Annotated in this window: 18 protein-coding genes; 15 read left to right on the plus strand and 3 right to left on the minus strand. The window is 69.0% G+C overall.

Features of this window, described 5'->3' with window-relative positions; all coding sequences use genetic code 11:
• The first annotated feature begins 1 nt into the window (after position 1).
• The 7 genes from ACFV9C_RS22105 to ACFV9C_RS22135 are packed head-to-tail and all read left to right on the plus strand — an operon-like array spanning position 2 to position 6,338.
• The gene (locus ACFV9C_RS22105) at positions 2-1,453 is read left to right on the plus strand and encodes a cobyric acid synthase (protein ID WP_380196217.1); all 1,452 of its coding nucleotides are present in this window, start codon (positions 2-4) and stop codon (positions 1,451-1,453) included.
• Positions 1,450-2,013 (plus strand): DinB family protein, encoded by a 564-nt coding sequence (locus ACFV9C_RS22110; RefSeq protein ID WP_380196218.1) that lies wholly within the window; start codon positions 1,450-1,452, stop codon positions 2,011-2,013. The genes ACFV9C_RS22105 and ACFV9C_RS22110 overlap by 4 nt, the downstream gene beginning before the upstream one ends.
• A complete protein-coding gene (sigJ, locus tag ACFV9C_RS22115) occupies positions 2,006-2,908 on the plus strand; it encodes an RNA polymerase sigma factor SigJ (RefSeq protein ID WP_380196219.1) in 903 nt (300 codons plus the stop codon). The genes ACFV9C_RS22110 and sigJ overlap by 8 nt, the downstream gene beginning before the upstream one ends.
• Before the next feature lie 19 nt (positions 2,909-2,927).
• Positions 2,928-3,641 carry an SDR family oxidoreductase gene (locus tag ACFV9C_RS22120; RefSeq protein ID WP_380196220.1) on the plus strand — a complete coding sequence of 238 codons (714 nt, stop codon included), beginning with the start codon at positions 2,928-2,930 and terminating at the stop codon, positions 3,639-3,641.
• Positions 3,638-4,027 (plus strand): hypothetical protein, encoded by a 390-nt coding sequence (locus tag ACFV9C_RS22125; protein ID WP_380196221.1) that lies wholly within the window; start codon positions 3,638-3,640, stop codon positions 4,025-4,027. Before ACFV9C_RS22120 ends, ACFV9C_RS22125 begins: the two co-directional genes overlap by 4 nt.
• A 34-nt stretch (positions 4,028-4,061) precedes the next feature.
• On the plus strand, positions 4,062-5,183 hold the full coding sequence (locus tag ACFV9C_RS22130; protein WP_380196222.1) for a CaiB/BaiF CoA transferase family protein: 1,122 nt from the start codon (positions 4,062-4,064) through the stop codon (positions 5,181-5,183).
• A 12-nt stretch (positions 5,184-5,195) separates the two neighbouring features.
• Positions 5,196-6,338, plus strand: a complete 1,143-nt coding sequence (locus ACFV9C_RS22135) for an acyl-CoA dehydrogenase family protein (protein WP_380196223.1) — start codon at positions 5,196-5,198, stop codon at positions 6,336-6,338.
• Between the two features lie 177 nt (positions 6,339-6,515).
• Here the strand turns inward: ACFV9C_RS22135 and ACFV9C_RS22140 are convergent, their stop codons facing one another.
• Together ACFV9C_RS22140 and ACFV9C_RS22145 are read right to left on the minus strand one after the other, a co-directional pair.
• Positions 6,516-7,241, minus strand: a complete 726-nt coding sequence (locus ACFV9C_RS22140; protein ID WP_380196224.1) for a GAF and ANTAR domain-containing protein — start codon at positions 7,239-7,241, stop codon at positions 6,516-6,518.
• Positions 7,238-8,002 (minus strand): GAF and ANTAR domain-containing protein, encoded by a 765-nt coding sequence (locus ACFV9C_RS22145; protein ID WP_380196225.1) that lies wholly within the window; start codon positions 8,000-8,002, stop codon positions 7,238-7,240. Before ACFV9C_RS22145 ends, ACFV9C_RS22140 begins: the two co-directional genes overlap by 4 nt.
• Before the next feature lie 308 nt (positions 8,003-8,310).
• Here ACFV9C_RS22145 and ACFV9C_RS22150 point away from each other — a divergent pair, with 308 nt between their 5' ends.
• The 3 genes from ACFV9C_RS22150 to ACFV9C_RS22160 are packed head-to-tail and all read left to right on the plus strand — an operon-like array spanning position 8,311 to position 9,856.
• A complete protein-coding gene (locus tag ACFV9C_RS22150) occupies positions 8,311-8,907 on the plus strand; it encodes a sulfite oxidase-like oxidoreductase (RefSeq protein ID WP_380196226.1) in 597 nt (198 codons plus the stop codon).
• On the plus strand, positions 8,877-9,605 hold the full coding sequence (locus ACFV9C_RS22155; protein WP_380196227.1) for a ferredoxin reductase: 729 nt from the start codon (positions 8,877-8,879) through the stop codon (positions 9,603-9,605). Before ACFV9C_RS22150 ends, ACFV9C_RS22155 begins: the two co-directional genes overlap by 31 nt.
• Positions 9,602-9,856, plus strand: coding sequence for a DUF6510 family protein (locus tag ACFV9C_RS22160; RefSeq protein WP_380196228.1), 255 nt, complete (start codon positions 9,602-9,604; stop codon positions 9,854-9,856). Before ACFV9C_RS22155 ends, ACFV9C_RS22160 begins: the two co-directional genes overlap by 4 nt.
• Here the strand turns inward: ACFV9C_RS22160 and ACFV9C_RS22165 are convergent.
• Positions 9,853-10,584 (minus strand): MerR family transcriptional regulator, encoded by a 732-nt coding sequence (locus tag ACFV9C_RS22165; protein WP_380196230.1) that lies wholly within the window; start codon positions 10,582-10,584, stop codon positions 9,853-9,855. The genes ACFV9C_RS22160 and ACFV9C_RS22165 overlap by 4 nt on opposite strands.
• 62 nt (positions 10,585-10,646) lie before the next feature.
• Between ACFV9C_RS22165 and ACFV9C_RS22170 the strand changes: the two genes are divergently transcribed.
• The 5 genes from ACFV9C_RS22170 (at position 10,647) to ACFV9C_RS22190 (ending at position 17,329) form a co-directional block, all read left to right on the plus strand.
• Positions 10,647-11,864: an acetyl-CoA C-acetyltransferase gene (locus tag ACFV9C_RS22170; protein WP_380196232.1), complete on the plus strand. Its 1,218-nt coding sequence runs from the start codon at positions 10,647-10,649 to the stop codon at positions 11,862-11,864.
• A complete protein-coding gene (locus ACFV9C_RS22175) occupies positions 11,861-13,996 on the plus strand; it encodes a 3-hydroxyacyl-CoA dehydrogenase NAD-binding domain-containing protein (protein WP_380196234.1) in 2,136 nt (711 codons plus the stop codon). Before ACFV9C_RS22170 ends, ACFV9C_RS22175 begins: the two co-directional genes overlap by 4 nt.
• A gap of 209 nt (positions 13,997-14,205) precedes the next feature.
• Entirely contained in the window at positions 14,206-15,489 is a 1,284-nt protein-coding gene (locus ACFV9C_RS22180) for an ABC transporter substrate-binding protein (protein ID WP_380196235.1), read from the plus strand.
• Positions 15,486-16,445, plus strand: coding sequence for a carbohydrate ABC transporter permease (locus tag ACFV9C_RS22185; RefSeq protein ID WP_380196237.1), 960 nt, complete (start codon positions 15,486-15,488; stop codon positions 16,443-16,445). The genes ACFV9C_RS22180 and ACFV9C_RS22185 overlap by 4 nt, the downstream gene beginning before the upstream one ends.
• Positions 16,445-17,329 carry a carbohydrate ABC transporter permease gene (locus ACFV9C_RS22190; RefSeq protein WP_380196239.1) on the plus strand — a complete coding sequence of 295 codons (885 nt, stop codon included), beginning with the start codon at positions 16,445-16,447 and terminating at the stop codon, positions 17,327-17,329. The genes ACFV9C_RS22185 and ACFV9C_RS22190 overlap by 1 nt, the downstream gene beginning before the upstream one ends.
• Positions 17,330-17,991: the final 662 nt, after the last annotated feature.

Raw genomic sequence — 17,991 nt, forward strand, 5'->3', positions numbered from 1 at the left:
CATGGGTTCGCTGCTGATCGCCGGTACGACGTCCGACGCCGGCAAGACGACCGTTGTCACCGGGCTGTGCCGCTGGCTGGCGCGGCAGGGTGTGCGGGTGGCGCCGTACAAGGCGCAGAACATGTCGAACAACTCGATGGTCTGCGCCGACGGCACCGAGATCGGCCGCGCACAGTGGATCCAGGCCGTTGCCGCCGGCGCCGAGCCCGAGGCCGCGATGAACCCGGTGCTGCTCAAACCGGGCAGCGACCGGCGCAGCCACGTCGTGCTGATGGGGGAGCCGTGGGGCGAGCTGTCCGCGCGCGGCTTCCTGACCGAACGCGCGGAGCTCGCGAAGGCGGCGTTCGCGGCGTACGACGACCTGGCGTCCCGGTACGACGTGGTGATCAGCGAGGGCGCGGGCAGCCCGACCGAGATCAACCTGCGGCAGTCGGACTACGTGAACATGGGCCTCGCGCAGCACACCCGCGCGCCGGTGGTCGTGGTCGGCGACATCGACCGCGGGGGAGTGTTCGCCTCGATGTTCGGGACCGTCGCGCTGCTCGACGCGGCGGATCAGGCGTTGATCGGCGGGTTCCTGGTGAACAAGTTCCGCGGTGACGTGTCGTTGCTGCGGCCGGGGATCGACATGCTCGCCTCGGTGACCGGCCGGCCGACGTACGGCGTGCTGCCGTGGCTGCCGGAGCTGTGGCTGGACTCGGAGGACGCGCTCGACATTCCGGTGCGGCGTACGTCGTCGGGCGAGCTGCTGACGATCGCGGTCGTGCGGTTCCCGCGGATCAGCAACTTCACGGACCTGGACGCGCTGGCGGCCGAGCCGACCATCAGCGTCTTCTTCACCACCAGCCCGGCCGAGGTCCGCGACGCCGACCTGGTAGTCCTCCCCGGCTCCCGCGCCACCGTCGCCGACCTGGCGTGGCTCCGCACCACCGGCCTGGCCGAAGCTCTCCAGGCCAGAGTCGCCAACCGCCTTCCAGTGCTGGGAATATGCGGCGGGTACCAAATGCTCGGATCATTCGTCTCCGATCCACACGCGGTGGAGACAGGCGGTGATCACGCTGGACTGGGGTTGTTGCCAGTAGCAACCACCTTCGCCCGGGAGAAGGTGCTCGCGCGCCCGACGCGGACGGCGTACGAGATCCACCACGGGATCGTCGAGGTGACCGGTGATGCTCGTGAGTTCCCCGGGGGCTGCCGTTCGGGGAACGTGTGGGGGACGATCTGGCACGGGCTGCTGGACGCCGACGCGGCGCGGCACGCGTTCCTCACCGAGGTCGCCGAGCTGACCGGCAAGCCGGCGCCCGACGGCACCGTCTCCTTCGCGGGTCTCCGCGAAGACAGGCTGGACCGGTTGGCCGACATGATCGACGAGTACGCCGACACCGCCGCGCTCCTGCACCTCATCGAGCACGGCGCCCCGCCGGTCCCGTTCGTACCCCCAGGAGCCCCGTGAAGACCGTACTGCAGGACTACCTCCAGGCGACCCGCGCGCTGATGCTCGCCAAGCTCGACGGCCTGAGCGAGTACGACCGCCGCCGCCCGCTGGTCCCGTCCGGTACGAACCTGCTCGGGCTGGTGAAGCACCTGACCGGTATCGAGTACGTCTACCTCGGCACCAGCGTCGGCCGGCCGCCGCGCGAACAGCTGCCGTGGGAGGCGGACGGCTCGGTCTGGGACGGCGCCGACATGTGGGCGAGGCCGGACGAGTCGACGGAGTACCTGACCGGGCTGTACCGCGAGGCCTGCGCGCACTCCGACCGCTCGATCGCCGAGCTCGACCTCGAGCACCCGGCCGAAGTACCGCACTGGGCCGAGGGACAGCGCGGTACGACGTTCGGGGCGCTGCTGGTGCGGGTGGTCGACGAGACCGCGCACCATGCCGGGCACGCGGACATCCTCCGGGAGCTGATCGACGGGCAGGGCGGCAAGGACGCGGACATGCTCGACGAAGCGGGCTGGTCGGACTTCTACACCACGATTCAGCGGGCGGCGGAAACCTTCCGGCATGGATGATTTCGAGCGGCTGCGGGGCCGGCTGTTCGGGATCGCGTACCGGATGACCGGGACCGCGACCGACGCGGAGGAGATCGTCCAGGACGCGTGGCTGCGCTGGCAGGACGTCGACCGTACGACGGTCCGCGACCCGGACGGGTACCTCGCCAAGACGGTCACGAACCTCTCGATCAAGCAGCTCACCTCGGCCCGGGCACGTCGCGAGACGTACGTCGGCCAGTGGCTGCCGGAGCCCGTACTGACCGGGCAGTTCGACGCGCTCGGACCGTTGGAGGTCGTCGCGGAGCGGGAGTCGGTGTCGTTCGCGTTGCTGCTGATGCTCGAGCGGCTGACGCCTGCCGAGCGGGCGGCGTACGTGCTGCACGAGGCTTTCGCGTACGGGTACCGCGACGTGGCGGAGCTGATCGGTACGTCGGAGGCGAACGCGCGGCAGTTGGCGTCGCGGGCCGGGAAGAAGCTGGCGGCCGAGTCGCGGCGCGAGCAGCCGGTGGACCGCGCCGGCTGGCGGAAGCTGGTGGAGCGGTTCATCGCGGCGGCCCGGTTGGGCGAGCTCGAGGAGCTGGAGCAACTGCTGGCGGCGGACGTGGTGTCGCGGGCCGACAGCGGCGGCCAGGTGTCCGCGGCCCGCAACGTCGTCACCGGCCGGAGCAAGGTCGCCCGCTACCTGTCCGGTGCGGTACGGCGGTTCGGCGGCGACGTCCAGGCGTACCTGACCGAGGCGAACGGCGGCCCGGCACTGGTGGCCGCCGGCCCGGACGGCGTGGTCGCGATCGCGTTCATCGCCGTCGGCGCGGATGGGGTGACGCACGTGGAGTTCGTGATGAATCCGGACAAGTTGGCGTTCGCGACCGGGCAGCTGTCACAGATCGGAGGGCTGTCGGGTCTGACTTGGTGACGGAAAGGACACCAAGCGAATGACCTCGATACTCGTCACCGGCGGCACCGGCACGCTCGGTCGGCCGACTGTCGCCCGGCTCCAGGGACACCAGGTGCGCGTGCTGAGCCGGAAGCCCGGGCCCGATCGGGTCGTCGGCGACCTCACCACGGGCCAAGGTCTGGCTCTCGACGGGTTCGACATCGTCGTCCACCTGGCCACCAGTCAGGGCAAGCGGGACGTCGAGCAGACCCGGAACCTGCTCGCGGCCGCCTCCGGCGTACGCCACCTGATCGTGATGTCGATCGCGGGGATCGACCGCATCCCACTGCCGTACTACCGGTACAAGCTCGAGGCCGAACGCCTGGTCGCCGAGTCCGGCGTGCCGTACACGGTGCTGCGCGCGACCCAGTTCCACAACCTCGTCGACAAGGTCCTCAGCGCCCAGCGGTTCCTCCCCGCCGTCCTCGCGCCCTCCGTCACGCTGCAGCCGATCGCGGTCGAGGAGGTCGCGGCCCGGCTGGCCGAACTGGTGGAACAGCCGCCGCTGAACGGTCGCGCTCCGGACATCGGCGGTCCGGAACGGCGCACGGTCGTCGAGTTGGCGCGGTTGTGGAAGGACGCGCGGTCCGTACGGCGCGCGGTGCTGCCGGTGCGGGTGCCGGGGAAGACGTTCGGGGCGTTCGCGGCCGGTGACGCGACGGTGGACGGGCCGGAGTACGGGAAGATCACGTTCGCGGAGTTCCTGCGATGAGGACGTACGTGCGCGTGGTGCTGATAGTGTTCGCGGTGCTCGAGCTGATCCTCGGGCTCTGGCTGACGTTCCTGCCGAAGACGTTCTACGACCACGTGCCGACGGTCGACTGGGATCCGCCGTACAACGATCACCTGTTCCATGACTTCGGCGGCGCGACGCTCGGGATCGGGATCGTGCTGACCGCGGCGGCGATCCGGTTCGACCGCTGGCTGGTGGCTGTCGCGTTGCTCGCGTACCTGGCGTTCGCGGTCCCGCACCTGGCCTTTCACCTCGGTCATCTCAACGGCGACGAGCCCGGTTGGTCGGTCGTGCTCGGCGTCGGCGTGGGGCTGATGGCGCTGGTTCCGCTGAGTGCGCTGGCGGGCGTGCGCAAGGTCACTTGACGACCGTGACAGTGGAACTGTCACAATGGCCGGTATGGGTCCACTCGAGGGCGTGAAGGTGGTCGAGCTGGCCGGGATCGGCCCCGCGCCGTTCGCGTGCATGCTGCTCGCCGAGCTCGGTGCCGACGTACTGCGGATCGACCGTCCCGGCGGCGGGCTCTCGATGGGACCGCCGGAGCTGGACCTGGTGAACCGCGGCCGCCGGAGCGCCGCACTGGACCTGAAACAGCCGGCCGCTGTGGACGTCGTACGCCGGCTGGTCGCGCAGGCCGACGTACTCGTCGAAGGGTTCCGGCCTGGGGTCGCCGAGCGGCTCGGGCTCGGGCCGGAGGACTGTCACGCGCTGAATCCGCGGCTGGTGTACGGGCGGATGACCGGGTGGGGGCAGGACGGGCCGCTGGCGCAGACGGCGGGGCACGATATCGACTACCTGGCCGTGGCGGGTGCGCTGCACCTGATCGGCCGCGCGGGCGGACCGCCGCAGGTGCCGGCCAACCTGCTCGGCGACTTCGCGGGCGGCTCGCTGTACCTGGTGATCGGCGTCCTCGCGGCGCTGCACGAGGCGCAGCGCAGCGGGCAGGGGCAGGTCGTGGACGCGGCGATCGTCGACGGGTCGGCGCATCTGACCACGATGCTGCTCGGCGCACTCGCGGCCGGGTCGTGGCGGCAGGAGCGCGGCACGAATCTGCTCGACACCGGCGCGCCGTTCTACGACGTGTACGAGACCGCGGACGGGAAGCATGTGGCGGTCGGGGCGCTCGAGCCACAGTTCTACGCCGAGCTGATCGACAAGCTCGGGCTCGATGCGCCGGACCGGAACGATCCGGCGCAGTGGCCGGAGCTGCGGAAGGCGCTGACCGAGAAGTTCCGCGAACGGACGCAGGCGGAGTGGACCGCGGTCTTCGACGGCTCGGACGCCTGCGTCGCGCCGGTGCTGCCGATGGCCGCGGACCATCCGCATCTTGTTGCCCGCGGCACCTTTGTGGAGGTGGACGGGGTGCGGCAGGCGGCCCCCGCACCGCGGTTCGACCGTACGCCGACCAGCCTGGACCGGCCGCCCGCACGGCCGGGGGAGCACACCCGGGAGGCGCTCGCCGACTGGGGTATCGGCGATATCGACGGCTTGCTCGAGTCGGGCGCAGCCGTACAACTCTGAGAGGAACCGCCCGTGGAACGTCAGCTCTTCGACGCCGATCAGGATGCCTTCCGGGACACCGTCCGGGCGTTCTGCGACAAGGAGATCGTCCCGCACCACGACGCGTGGGAGGAGGCCGGCATTGTTCCGCGCGCGCTGTGGGAGGCCGCGGGGGCGGCGGGGCTGCTCGGGTTCATGATGCCGGAGGAGTACGGCGGCGGCGGAGCGCGAGACTTCCGGTTCAACGCCGTACTGATCGAGGAGCTCACCCGAGTGCGGGCGAGTGGGGTCGGGTTCACGATCCACACCGACATCAATTCGGCGTACCTGCTGGACTACGCGACCGACGAACAGAAGAAGCGCTGGCTGCCCGCGTTCTGCTCGGGGGAGACGATCACGGCGATCGCGATGACCGAGCCCGGCGCGGGGAGTGACCTGCAGGGGATCCAGACCACCGCGCGGCGCGATGGTGACCACTACGTCCTCAACGGCCAGAAGACCTTCATTTCCAACGGAATCTTGGCCGACCTGGTGATCGTCGTCGCCAAGACCGACCCGTCGGCGGGTGCCCAAGGCATCTCCCTGATCGTGGTCGAACGGGGAATGCCCGGATTCGAACGCGGCCGCAACCTCGACAAGATCGGACTCAAGGCCCAGGACACCGCCGAACTCTTCTTCGACGACGTCCGGGTGCCGGTGAAGAACCTGCTCGGCGAGGAGGGCAAGGGCTTCGTCTACCTGATGGAGAAGCTGCCCCAGGAGCGGTTGACGATCGCGGTGGTCGCGGCGGCTGCCTGCGAGAACATGCTGGCGGACACCCTCACCTACGTGAAGGACCGCAAGGCGTTCGGCCGGCCCATCGGCTCCTTCCAGAACAGCCGCTTCGTCCTAGCCGAACTAGCTACCGAAACCCAGATCGCCAGAGTCTTCGTGGACCGCTGCATCCAGGAACTGAACGCGGGCACCCTGACCGTCGCCGAAGCCGCGATGGCCAAGTGGTGGACCACCGAACTCCAGAAAAAGGTCGTGGACCGCTGCCTCCAACTCCACGGCGGCTACGGCTTCATGACCGAGTACCCCATCGCCAAGGCCTACCTGGACACCCGAATCCAAACCATCTACGGCGGCACCACCGAAATCATGAAGGAAATCATCGGCAGAACCATGGGCATCTGAAGAAGACGGGTCCCGTCGTGGTGTGCGACGGGACCCGGGTGCCTTCGTGCCGCGGTCACCCCTCCCTGCGGTCGCGGCGCGTCCGGGCCGGGGGCTGGGGCTTGTTGGACAGGCCAACACAGAGTAGCTACGGAGCGCGCTTTCCGGGAAGGGATACGGGCGCTTGAAGCGGTCGACTCAATCGGCTGTCGGGGTGGGTAACGTGAGGCGGCCGTGGACGACGTCGGCGGCGACCTCGGTCAGGCGGCGGTTGGTGGAGCGGGCGTAGGTGCGCAGTACGGCGAACGCCTGGTCGGTGCCGATCGACAAGCTGTGGCTGAGGTATCCCTTCGCCTGCTCGATCAGGATTCGGCTGTTCAGCGCGTTCTGCAGCTGCTCCGTGACGACCTCCTGGCGGGCCAAAGCCCGCTGGTGCAGGATCCCGATCGTCGCCGCGTCCGCCAGCGCCTGCCCGAGTACGACGGTCTCCGTGGAGAGCGGGCCGAGCTCCTCGCTGAAGAGGTTGACCGCGCCGAGTGTCGTGTCCCGCAGCCGCATCGGCAACGCCTGGACCGACAGGTACCCCGCCTCCACGGCCGCGACCGCGAAGCTCTGCCACGGACTCCCGCCGTCGCGCAGATCGGCGTACTGCACCGGACGCCCGGTCGTGAACGCGTCGAGGCACGGTCCTTCGAGGTTCTGCAGCTGGACGAGCTCGACCAGCCGGGCCTGTTCGCTGGAGGCCGCGACCAGGTTCAGCGCGCCGTGGTGGTCGACGAGCAGGATGCCGCAGGCGGCCACGTCCAGCAGCTCGGTGCAGCGGGCGGTCAACCGGTCGAGGAACTCGATGATGTCGAAGTCGGCGACGAGCGTGTCGGACAACTCGATGAAGACTTCCCGCACCCTCCGGTCAGATGTGCTCATGAGTCATCCTCCTGCTCCAACTCGTCATGGTGGGAGCGCGTCTCCTTCGGGTCGGCCTCGAGGCGCAGGCGGCCGGCCATCACGTCGGCGGCGACCATCTGCAGGGACTGTCCGGTGCTGTACGCGTACGCGCGCAGCCGGGCGAGGGCATCGGTGACGCTGACGACGAGCTGGGCGGCAACCGCTCCGGCGGCCTGGTGGACCTCCGCGCGCCGGGCCGAGAAGGCGGCCTCGACCTGCTGGTCGGTGTCGGTCGCGATCCCGCTGCGGTTGTCGAGCGCCAGCACCAGGAGCGCGTCGGCGTACACCAGCGCGTCCTCCAGCAGCTCCGCGGGCAGTGGACCGCGATCGCGGCGGTAGACGGTCAGTACGCCGACCTGCGCCGCGCCGAAGCCGACCGGGAACGCGAACGCGGCGCCGATCCCGCGCTCGGTGGCGCCGGCCGCGAACGCGGGCCAGCGGCGGCCGGCCCCGATGCCGGACAGGTCCGATTCGAGGATCGGCGCACCGCTCGTGACGGCTTCGCCGCTCGGGCCTTCGCCGAGCGTGAACTGCAGCTCGTCCAGTTCGGTCGCGGCGGCACCACTGGAGAACAGAGGTTCCCAGACGCCGCCGCCCGGCGTCATCGCGAACCCGGCACCCGCCGCGGACAACCCGGACGCGCAGGCATCGACCGCGTGCTGCAGCGACGGCGGCGTGCCGTCACCGTGCGCGGTAGCTCTGATCGCCCCCCACACTCTGGCGCTCCGGTCCAGATCCACGCATCCCGTCCACGTTCGTGCCGCCGCTCGGCGAATACTCCACTCTAGCGGCCTCGGGAGGGTTGTCAGGCTCATCGGGACACGTGCTTCGGACTCTTGTGCGGCGGCCGGATTCGGTGCCACCGCCGCACCGGTACCCGCTTCGGTGATCCTCACTCGTCCACCGGCGGACGAGCGCCGTACCATTCGCACATCAGAGCTTCCTCGGGGCAGGTGGCAGCAACGGGAGCTACCGAGGTCCGGGGCAGCGAGAGCTAGCAGTCTAGACCTGCGTACAGGGAGTTATCGCACACCGAGGGAGGGTCGCCATGGGGATCGTTTCCCCGGGGTTCACCGGACGGCGGCGGGGTGGCTCGGAGCTGCCGCCGGGGCAGTACCTGACACACGAGTTCCCGGTGCTGTCGGCCGGGCCGACGCCGCACGTCCTGCCCGAGCACTGGGAGTTCACGGTCACCACCGAGACCGGCGAGAAGTACAAGTGGGACTGGGCGGCGCTGATGGCGCTGCCGTCCGAGGAGATCACCAAGGACATCCACTGCGTGACCCGCTGGTCGAAGCTGAAGACGAGCTGGCAGGGCGTCTCGCTCGACACGCTGCTCGCCGACGTCGAGACCGGCGCGGACTTCGCGATGGCGCACAGCTACGGCGGCTACACGACCAACGTGCCGCTCGACGACCTGCTCGACGGGCAGTCCTGGATCGCCTACGAGTACGACGGTGAGCCGCTGGACCCCGAGCACGGTGGACCGGCCCGGCTGCTCGTCCCGCACCTGTACTTCTGGAAGAGCGCCAAATGGGTCCGCGGCCTGGTGCTGTCCGACACCGAGGACCTCGGCTTCTGGGAGACCGCCGGCTACCACGAGTACGGAGACCCATGGAAAGAACAGCGATACGCCGGCGACTGACGTGGCAGGTCGCCACGGTCACCGACGTACGGCGGGAGACCGAGACGGCGCGCACCATCGTCCTGGAGGTCCCGGACTGGCCCGGTCATCTCGCGGGCCAGCACCTCGACGTACGGCTGACCGCTGACGACGGGTACCACGCGTCCCGGTCGTACTCGATCGCGTCCGCGTGGACCGAGGGCACGATCGAGCTGACCGTGGAACAGGTCCCGGACGGCGAGGTGTCGCCGTACCTGGTCGACGTGCTGAAGCCCGGGGACCCGCTGGAGATCCGCGGGCCGGTCGGCGGCTGGTTCGTGTGGAAGCCCGGGCAGGACGGCCCGGTGCAGCTGATCGGCGGCGGATCCGGGGTCGTGCCGTTGCGGTCGATGCTGCAGGCGGCTGCCGGTCCGTCGACCCCGATGCGGCTGCTGTACTCCGTTCGCCGCCCGGAGTCGGTGATCTACGTCCGCGACCTGAAGGAACTGGCCGCGGCGGACGACGTCGACGTACATCTCGTCTACACGCGCGAGGCGCCGGCGGGGGAGTCGCGGGTGGGCCGGATCGACGCAGACGTGCTGGAGCGGTACGCGTTCGGCCCCGAGGCCGGCGCGACGACGTACGTGTGTGGCCCGACGCCGTTCGTGGAGGCGGTCGCGGACCTGCTGGTGGCGGCCGGCCACGACCCGGCCCGTGTCAGAACGGAGCGCTTCGGATGAACCATCTTGATGGCAACGCGCTGGCGGGATCGCTGAGCGAACTGTTCGCCGTGGACCTCACCGCCGCCATCGGCCAGTGCGACGGCTGCGGGCAGACCAACGTGTTCGCCGAGGCCCGCGTGTACGTCAACGCCCCCGGCACTGTGGCCCGCTGCCCGGGGTGCGACGCCGTCCTGCTCCGCGTGGTCACCACCCCGAACGACACCTACCTGGACCTACGAGGGCTGACATACCTGCGCATCCCCAACTAGCGCGGCTTGTTCTGCGTACGGCGGATCGTGTCGCGCTGGGTCTCGCCGACGGCACGTTCGTACGCGAGTACGAGGCCCTGGATCGTCACGGGCTTGAAGCGTTCGACGAGCTGCTGGATGTGTTCGGGCGGGCCGCCGGAGTCGCGGTAGTGCGGCCAGACCTTGGTGCGGAACACCTCGGTGAGTTCCTCGGCGATCGCGCGGCCGTGCTCGGTGAAGATCCGGCCGGCGTCCAGGACCGCCTCGACCGGGAGGTCCAGGTCGAGCAGTTCGACGCCGAGGCTGAGGTGCGCGGTCGCCACCTGGAACACGTCCTCGTCCGGCGTCGGCTCGACGACTCCGAGCGCGACCAGCATCTCGATGTCGTCGTCGCTCAGCTCCCGGCCGGTACGCCGTACCAGGGCCGCCCGGTCGAGGGTCTCGGGGAGGTCGCGCATCCATGGCGTCAGCAGCGTCCGGTGCAGCGCGATGTCCTGCGGGGTGGCGTCGGCCGGGATCCGGTCCAGGTACCCCTCGATCGCCTGCAGCGTGAACCCGTGCGCCTGCAGCTCCCGCACCAGGTCGAGCCGGGCGATGTGCTCGGCTCCGTAGTACCCCACGCGGCCCCGGCGGATCGGCGGCGGGATCAGGCCCCGGCCCGCGTAGAACCGCAACGTTCGCACTGTCATCCCGACACGCGCCGACAGTTCGTCCACCGTCAACGTCGCGTCCCCCGCCACCTCGGACATGGCGGAGATCATAACGGTCCGCACTTGACCATCATGACAGTACAACTGTCACAATCGGCCTCATGAGTGACGCCTTCCTGTACGACGCGATCCGCACACCGCGCGGCAAGGGGAAATCGGCCGGCGCGCTGCACGAGGTCAAGCCGATCCAGCTGATCACCGGCCTGCTGGACGAGCTGCGGACCCGGCACCCCGACCTCGATCCGGCCGCCATCGACGACGTCGTCCTCGGTGTGGTGACGCCGATCGGCGACCAGGGCATGGACATCGCCCGGACCGCCGTACTGATGGCGGGCTACCCCGAGACCACCGGCGGCGTACAGCTGAACCGGTTCTGCGCGTCCGGGCTGGAGGCTGTCAACCAGGCTGCGCAGCGGGTCCGCTCCGGCTGGGAGGACTTCATCCTGGCCGGCGGCGTCGAGTCGATGTCGCGGGTGAAGATGGGCTCCGACGGCGGCGCCTGGGCGATGGACCCGGAGACCGCGCTGCAGACCGGGTTCATCCCGCAGGGCATCAGCGCGGACCTGATCGCGACCATCGACGGGTTCTCCCGGACCGACGTCGACGCCTACGCCGCCGAGTCGCACGCCCGCGCCGCGAAGGCCTGGGCGAACGGGTACTTCGCGCGTTCCGTCGTACCGGTGGTGGACCGGAACGGGTTGCGGATCCTCGACCACGACCAGCTGGTCCGGCCGGGGACCTCGGTGGAGACGCTGGCCGGGCTGCCGCTGTCGTTCGCGGCGATCGGGGAGCACGGCGGGTTCGACTCGGTGGCGCTGGAGAAGTACCTGACCGTCGAGCGGATCGAGCACGTGCACCACGCGGGCAACTCGTCCGGGATCGTGGACGGCGCCGCGCTGGTCGCGATCGGCAACGAGAAGGCTGGCGAGGCGCTCGGGCAGGCGCCACGCGGCCGGGTGGTGTCGGTCGGCGTCAGCGGCGCGGACCCGACGATCATGCTGACCGGCCCCGCACCGGCGGCCCGGAAGGCGCTGGCCCGCGCCGGGCTGGACGTGTCGGACATCGACCTGTTCGAGATGAACGAGGCGTTCGCGGCGGCGGTCATGCACTTCATGAAGGACCTCGGCGTACCGCACGAGAAGGTGAACGTGAACGGCGGCGCGATCGCCCTCGGGCACCCGCTCGGTGCCACCGGAGCGATGCTGATCGGAACCCTGCTGGACGAGCTGGAGCGCCGCGAGCTCCGGTACGGACTGGCCACCCTGTGCGTCGGCGGCGGGATGGGCGTCGCGACGATCATCGAAAGGCTTGCCGCATGATCGAGTGGAAGAACGACGCGGGCGTGGTCACGCTGACGCTGAACGATCCCGATGCGTCGGCGAACACGATGAACGACGCGTACGTCGCCGCGATGGGCCGGACCGTCGAACGCCTGGTGGCCGAGAAGGCGCTGCTCAAGGGCGTGATCGTGACGTCGGCGAAGTCCACCTTCTTCGCCGGCGGGAACCTGCGGCAGCTGTCGCAGATCCAGCCGTCGGACGCCGCGCAGGTGTTCTCGACGATCGAACTCGTGAAGCAGCAGCTGCGGTCGCTGGAGACCCTGGGCGTACCGGTGGTTGCCGCGATCAACGGTTCGGCGCTCGGCGGCGGACTGGAGATCGCGCTCGCCTGCCACCACCGGATCGTTGCCGACGACAACCGCATCGAGCTCGGCGTACCGGAGGTGACGCTCGGCCTGCTGCCCGGCGGCGGGGGAGTGACCCGGACCGTGCGGATGCTCGGCCTGCAGGACGCGCTGATGAAGGTGCTGCTGCAGGGCCAGCGGATGAAGCCCGCGCACGCGCAGTCGGTCGGCATCGTCGACGAGGTCGTTCCTGCCGACGAGCTGCTGGACGCGGCCCGGCGGTGGATCACGTCGTACGACGGCGACGCCAAGCAGCCGTGGGACCGCGACGGCTACAAGATCCCGGGCGGTACGCCGGCCTCGCCGAAGCTGGCCGCGTTCCTGCCGGCGTTCCCGGCGAACCTGCGCAAGCAGCTCAAGGGCGCGCCGTACCCGGCGCCGCGGGCGATCATGAGCGCCGCGGTCGAGGGCAGCCAGGTCGACTTCGAGACGGCCTCCCGGATCGAGTCCCGGTACTTCGTGTCGCTCGCCACCGGGCAGGTCGCGAAGAACATGATCCAGGCGTTCTTCTTCGACCTGCAGTCGATCAACGCGGGCGGTTCGCGGCCGGACGGCGTACCGGCGTACCGGGCGCGCAAGGTGGGCGTGCTGGGTGCCGGGATGATGGGCGCCGGAATCGCCTATGTGTGCGCCAAGGCCGGTATCGAGGTTGTGCTCAAAGATGTTTCGTTGGAGGCGGCCGCGCGCGGAAAGGAATACTCCGAGAAACTGCTCGCGAAGCAGGTCGCAAAGGGCCGTTCGACCGCTGCCGACGCGGAGACGTTCCTCAGCCGGATCACGCCGACGGGCGACCCGAACGATCTCGCCGGCTGCGATCTGGTGATCGAGGCGGTCTTCGAGGATGGCGGGCTGAAGCAGAAGGTGTTCGCCGAGATCGCCGGCGTGGTCGAGCCGGACGCGCTGCTCTGCTCGAACACGTCGACGCTGCCGATCACCGCGCTCGCGGACGGGATCGACCGGCCGGACGACTTCATCGGCATGCACTTCTTCTCGCCGGTGGACCGGATGCCGCTGGTCGAGCTGATCGCCGGCGCCAAGACGTCGGACCGGGCGATCGCGCAGGCCTACGACGTCGTACGGCAGATCAAGAAGACGCCGATCGTGGTCAACGACAGCCGCGGGTTCTTCACGTCGCGGGTGTTCGGCACGCTGGTGATGGAAGGCGCGGCGATGGTGGCCGAGGGCGTCGACCCGGTGATGATCGAACGGGCCGCGACCCAGGCCGGCTTCCCCGCGCCGCCTTTGGCGATGCTGGACGAGGTCACGCTCACGCTGCCGCAGAAGATCCGCGACGCCGCCCGGGCGGCCGGCGACAGCGCCGGGGCGTTCGACGAGCATCCGGGGATGGCGGTCGCCGATCGGCTCGTCAACGAGTTCGGCCGCCGCGGGAAGGCCGCGGGAGCCGGGTTCTACGACTACCCGGCGGACGGGCCGAAGCGCTTGTGGCCGGGGCTGTGGGAACACTTCCCGGCCGGGGCAGAGGGACCGCTGATCGACCTCCAGGAGCGGATGCTGTTCGCGATGGCGCTGGAGACCGTGAAGTGCCTGGACGAGGGCGTGCTGCGGTCGGTTCCGGACGCCAACATCGGGTCGATCTTCGGCATCGGGTTCCCGCCGCTGCACGGCGGGGCGTTGCAGTACGTGAACGCGTACGGACTCAGCGCATTCACTGAGCGGGCGCGCGTGCTGGCAGCGACGTACGGCGAACGCTTCGAGCCGCCGGCGCTGCTGGTCCGCAAGGCTGCGGCGGGGGAACTGTTCGGCTGATCACGACCCGGTACCAACTACACACGATCAAACAAAGAACAGCGCGTCCGGTCTTGCGCCGGGCGCGCCTTTGAGACATTGTGCTGGCACTTCTACAACGATTGACTTGCAGTACCGTGTGCCAGAACTCGGAGATGCTTAACGCCGTTAAGTACCTCGGAACCGTGCGTCGTACCCCTGCGACGTTCCCTCTCGGGAAGGTGGAATTCATGCCTGCTCATGTTCCGAACGCCGGACTGTCCCGGCGCGATCTGCTGAAGCGGACCGGCGGACTCGCCGCGCTCGCCGCGTTCACCGCGGCCTGCGGCGGCAATACCGGCCGACCGTCGTCCGGTGGGGGTGGTGGTGGATCCAAAGCCAGCCTCTCGCAGTGGTACCACCAGTACGGCGAGGCCGGCACCCAGCAGGCAGCCCTGAAGTACGCGAAGGCCTACACCGACGCGAACGTCACCGTGCAGTGGACCCCGGGCGACTACGGCAGCAAGCTCGCATCGGGCCTGCTGTCGAACAAGGGCCCTGACGTCTTCGAGAGCCAGTTGAACATCAGCATGGTGAAGAGCAACCAGGTGGTCGCGCTCGACGACATCATCGCCGACGTCAAGGACGACTTCCTCCCCGGCGACCTGGCCACGAACACCGTGGACGGCAAGATCTACGGCATCCGGATGATCATCGACCCGCAGGTCATCTACTACCGCAAGTCCCTGCTGGACAAAGCCGGCATCAAGCCGCCGGAGACCATCGACGACCTGATCGCGGCGTCCAAGGCACTCACCACCAACAAGATGAAGGGCATGTTCGTCGGCAACGACGGCGGCCTCGCGCTCGGCTCGCCGGCGCTCTGGGCGGCCGGTGGCGACCGGCTCACCAAGGACCACAAGCCGGGCTTCTCCGGCGACGGCCCCGCGAAGATGTTCGGCAAGCTGCACGAGCTCTACGCCAGCAAGAGCATCCTGCTCGGCTCGCCGACCGACTGGACCGACCCGAGCGCGATCACCCAGGGCCTGTGCGCGATGCAGTGGATCGGCATGTGGGCGGTGCCGGGCATGCAGAAGGCGCTCGGCGACGACCTCGGCGTGATCCCGTTCCCGGCCCTCGACGCGTCGAACAAGCCGGCTGTGTACTCCGGCGGCTGGACCCAGTTCGTGTCCGCGAAGAGCGCGAACGTGGACGCGGCGAAGAAGTTCGTGAAGTGGCTGTGGATCGACCAGGCCGCGGACCAGGAGGACTGGTCGCTGAGCTACGGCTTCCACATCCCGCCGCGGAAGAGCGTCGCGGCCAAGGCGGCCAAGCTGCAGAGCGGCGTCGCGGCCGACACGGTGAAGCTGACCCAGGACTACGGTCACACCGACGACCCGGCCTGGACCCCGAAGATGGGTACGGCGTTCGGCGACATGCTGACCAACATCATCAAGAAGGGAGCCGACCCAGCCGCCGAGATCACCAAGGCGGAGAAGACCGTCAACGACGAACTGCAGCGGTTGTTCGGATGAGCTCAACTGTCAAGACACGCACGGACCCCGCGGCAGCTGGTGAGCGGCGGGGTGCACGGCGACGACAGAAGGGGATCAAAGGGAACGCCCTGTGGTTCTGGGTGTTCGTCGGCCCGTTCGTGCTCGGGCTGCTGATCTTCTCGTACCTGCCGATCATCTGGAGCCTGGTCCTCAGCTTCTTCGAGGCGTACAACACGGCGACGCCGTCGAAGTTCGTCGGGCTCCGCAACTACATCGACATGCTCACCGACCAGAACTTCCTGTCCAGCCTGGGCACGTTCACGATCTTCGCGGTGTTCATCGTGCCGCTGACGTTCGTGCTCTCGCTGGCACTGGCGCTGCTGGTCAACCAGGTGAAGATCGCGCGGGCGTTCTTCCGGTCGGTGTTCTTCCTGCCGACCGCCTGCTCGTACGTCGTCGCGTCGCTGATCTGGCGGCTGTCGATCTTCAACGGCGTCCGGTTCGGTCTCGCGAACACGGTCCTCGGCTGGTTCGGCATCGACAACATCGCCTGGCTCTCGACGGTCTCGCCGCCGTGGTACTGGCTGCCGCTGGTGACGGTCCGGTTGTGGCTGCAGCTCGGGTTCTACATGATCCTGTTCATCGCCGGCCTGCAACGGATCTCGCCGACGCTGTACGAGGCGGCGTACGTCGACGGGGCGAAGCCCGGGTGGCAGATCTTCCGGTACATCACGCTGCCGCAACTGCGGGCGACATCGGTCGCCGTACTGATCCTGAACCTGATCGCGGCGTACCAGGCCTTCGACGAGTTCTACAACCTGATCGGCAACGTGAACTACGCGCGGCCGCCGCTGGTCTACCTGTACGGCATCTCGCTCGGCTCGATCCAGGACCTCGGGCACGGCTCGGCCGGCGCCCTGATCCTGGCCGTCATCATCATGCTCGTGACACTCCTGCAGAGCCGGATCTTCGGCTTCGGAAAGGCGGGCGACTGATGGCCGACGCCGAACGTACGACCGGTACGCCGAAGCCGATCGGCTTCACCCAGACCCCGCTCGGCCGGGTCGGGACCGGGCTGCGCTGGATCGCGCTGTTCATCGCGGTGGTGCTGTTCCTGCTGCCGTTCTACCTGATCCTGCGCAACGCGCTGTCCACCGAGGCCGACATCACGGCGCCTACCTGGACACTGTTCCCGTCGCATCTGCAGTGGGGCAACATCAGCGAGCTGTTCAACGACACGACCGTGCCGATGGCGCGGGCGTTGTACAACTCGGCCGTCGTGGGTGTGCTCGGCACGGCGGGACAGTTGCTGCTGGCATCGATGGCCGGATACGGGTTGGCGCGCATTCCCTACCGGCACGCGGACAAGATCTTCTACGCGATCGTGGCGACGCTGATGATCCCGGGCGCCGTCACGTTCATCCCGTCGTTCATCGTGGTGTCGTCACTCGGGTGGGTGTCGTCGCTGCGGGGTCTGATCATTCCTACGCTGTTCAGTGGGTTCGCCGCGTTCCTGTTCCGGCAGTACTTCCTCGGGTTCCCACGGGAGCTGGAGGAGGCGGCGCGGGTCGACGGGGCCGGGTACTTCGGGGTGTTCTGGCGGATCGTCGTACCGAACTCCCTGCCGTTCTTCGCGGCGCTGGCGGCGATCACGTTCATCGGCAACTGGAACTCGTTCCTGTGGCCGCTCGTGATCGGCCAGGACTCGTCGTCGTGGACCATCCAGGTCGCGATGTCGACGTTCATCACCGCCCAGACGATCAACATCCACGAACTCTTCATGGCGGTCGCGGTGTCGATCCTCCCGCTGGTCCTCATCTTCGCCTTCCTCCAGCGCTACCTCATCCAAGGCGTCACCCAGTCCGGCATCAAAGACTGACCCACTCCGGCGGGGAGCCCCCAGACTCCCCGCCCCCGCCCCAAACGTCCCCGCTCCGCGGCGACTGCTTGCTGGCGCGTGGCGCTCGTGGGCGGGTGTATTGGGCGACGTGCACGCCCGTGCGGTTCGGGTGAGCGAAGCACAGCGGTCACCACCTCGCGGCGGCTGACCGGTCGGCGCCTCCGGCGCGCGGGTGGTCCTGCCGGCCGGGTGCATCCGGCGACGTGCATGCCCGTGGGATGGCGTACGCACGAGGACGTGTCCGCGAGGTGGAGTGGTTCGCCGGGGTTGCTGTGGGGTAAAGCGGGACGGTTCACCGCTTCACGGCGGCCGACCAGTTGGCGCCTCCGGCGCGCGCGGGTAGTGCTGCCGCGTGGATGTATCCGGCGGCGTGCAGGCCTGTGCGGTTCCGGCGGGTGGAGTGCACGGTCGCCGATTCGCGGCGGCTGTTTGTTGGCGCCTGCGGCGCGCGCGGGACGCGGTGCTGGGTGGGTTGTACATGGCGACGTACGCGTTGCGAGACGGCGTACGTGTGGGACACGTCTGTGTGAGGGAACGCGCGCACGAGTGTGCGTCTGAGGTGGAGCGGCTCGGCAGGCCCCTCGTTCCGCACCGGGACTGACCACAGGCAATGGGTGCGCGGAACAAGCAATTGCTTGTTC

Origin of the sequence: Kribbella sp. NPDC059898 (genome assembly GCF_042730855.1) — a bacterium.
GTDB lineage: Bacteria > Actinomycetota > Actinomycetes > Propionibacteriales > Kribbellaceae > Kribbella.

Coding starts and splice junctions, on each gene's coding strand:
- ACFV9C_RS22160 (WP_380196228.1), top strand. CDS start 9,602: ATGAACCATCTTGATGGCAACGCGCTGGCGGGATCGCTGAGCGAACTG.
- ACFV9C_RS22175 (WP_380196234.1), top strand. CDS start 11,861: ATGATCGAGTGGAAGAACGACGCGGGCGTGGTCACGCTGACGCTGAAC.
- sigJ (WP_380196219.1), top strand. CDS start 2,006: ATGGATGATTTCGAGCGGCTGCGGGGCCGGCTGTTCGGGATCGCGTAC.
- ACFV9C_RS22130 (WP_380196222.1), top strand. CDS start 4,062: ATGGGTCCACTCGAGGGCGTGAAGGTGGTCGAGCTGGCCGGGATCGGC.
- ACFV9C_RS22150 (WP_380196226.1), top strand. CDS start 8,311: ATGGGGATCGTTTCCCCGGGGTTCACCGGACGGCGGCGGGGTGGCTCG.
- ACFV9C_RS22185 (WP_380196237.1), top strand. CDS start 15,486: ATGAGCTCAACTGTCAAGACACGCACGGACCCCGCGGCAGCTGGTGAG.
- ACFV9C_RS22120 (WP_380196220.1), top strand. CDS start 2,928: ATGACCTCGATACTCGTCACCGGCGGCACCGGCACGCTCGGTCGGCCG.
- ACFV9C_RS22180 (WP_380196235.1), top strand. CDS start 14,206: ATGCCTGCTCATGTTCCGAACGCCGGACTGTCCCGGCGCGATCTGCTG.
- ACFV9C_RS22190 (WP_380196239.1), top strand. CDS start 16,445: ATGGCCGACGCCGAACGTACGACCGGTACGCCGAAGCCGATCGGCTTC.
- ACFV9C_RS22125 (WP_380196221.1), top strand. CDS start 3,638: ATGAGGACGTACGTGCGCGTGGTGCTGATAGTGTTCGCGGTGCTCGAG.
- ACFV9C_RS22170 (WP_380196232.1), top strand. CDS start 10,647: ATGAGTGACGCCTTCCTGTACGACGCGATCCGCACACCGCGCGGCAAG.
- ACFV9C_RS22155 (WP_380196227.1), top strand. CDS start 8,877: ATGGAAAGAACAGCGATACGCCGGCGACTGACGTGGCAGGTCGCCACG.
- ACFV9C_RS22105 (WP_380196217.1), top strand. CDS start 2: ATGGGTTCGCTGCTGATCGCCGGTACGACGTCCGACGCCGGCAAGACG.
- ACFV9C_RS22140 (WP_380196224.1), bottom strand. CDS start 7,241: ATGAGCACATCTGACCGGAGGGTGCGGGAAGTCTTCATCGAGTTGTCC.
- ACFV9C_RS22165 (WP_380196230.1), bottom strand. CDS start 10,584: ATGTCCGAGGTGGCGGGGGACGCGACGTTGACGGTGGACGAACTGTCG.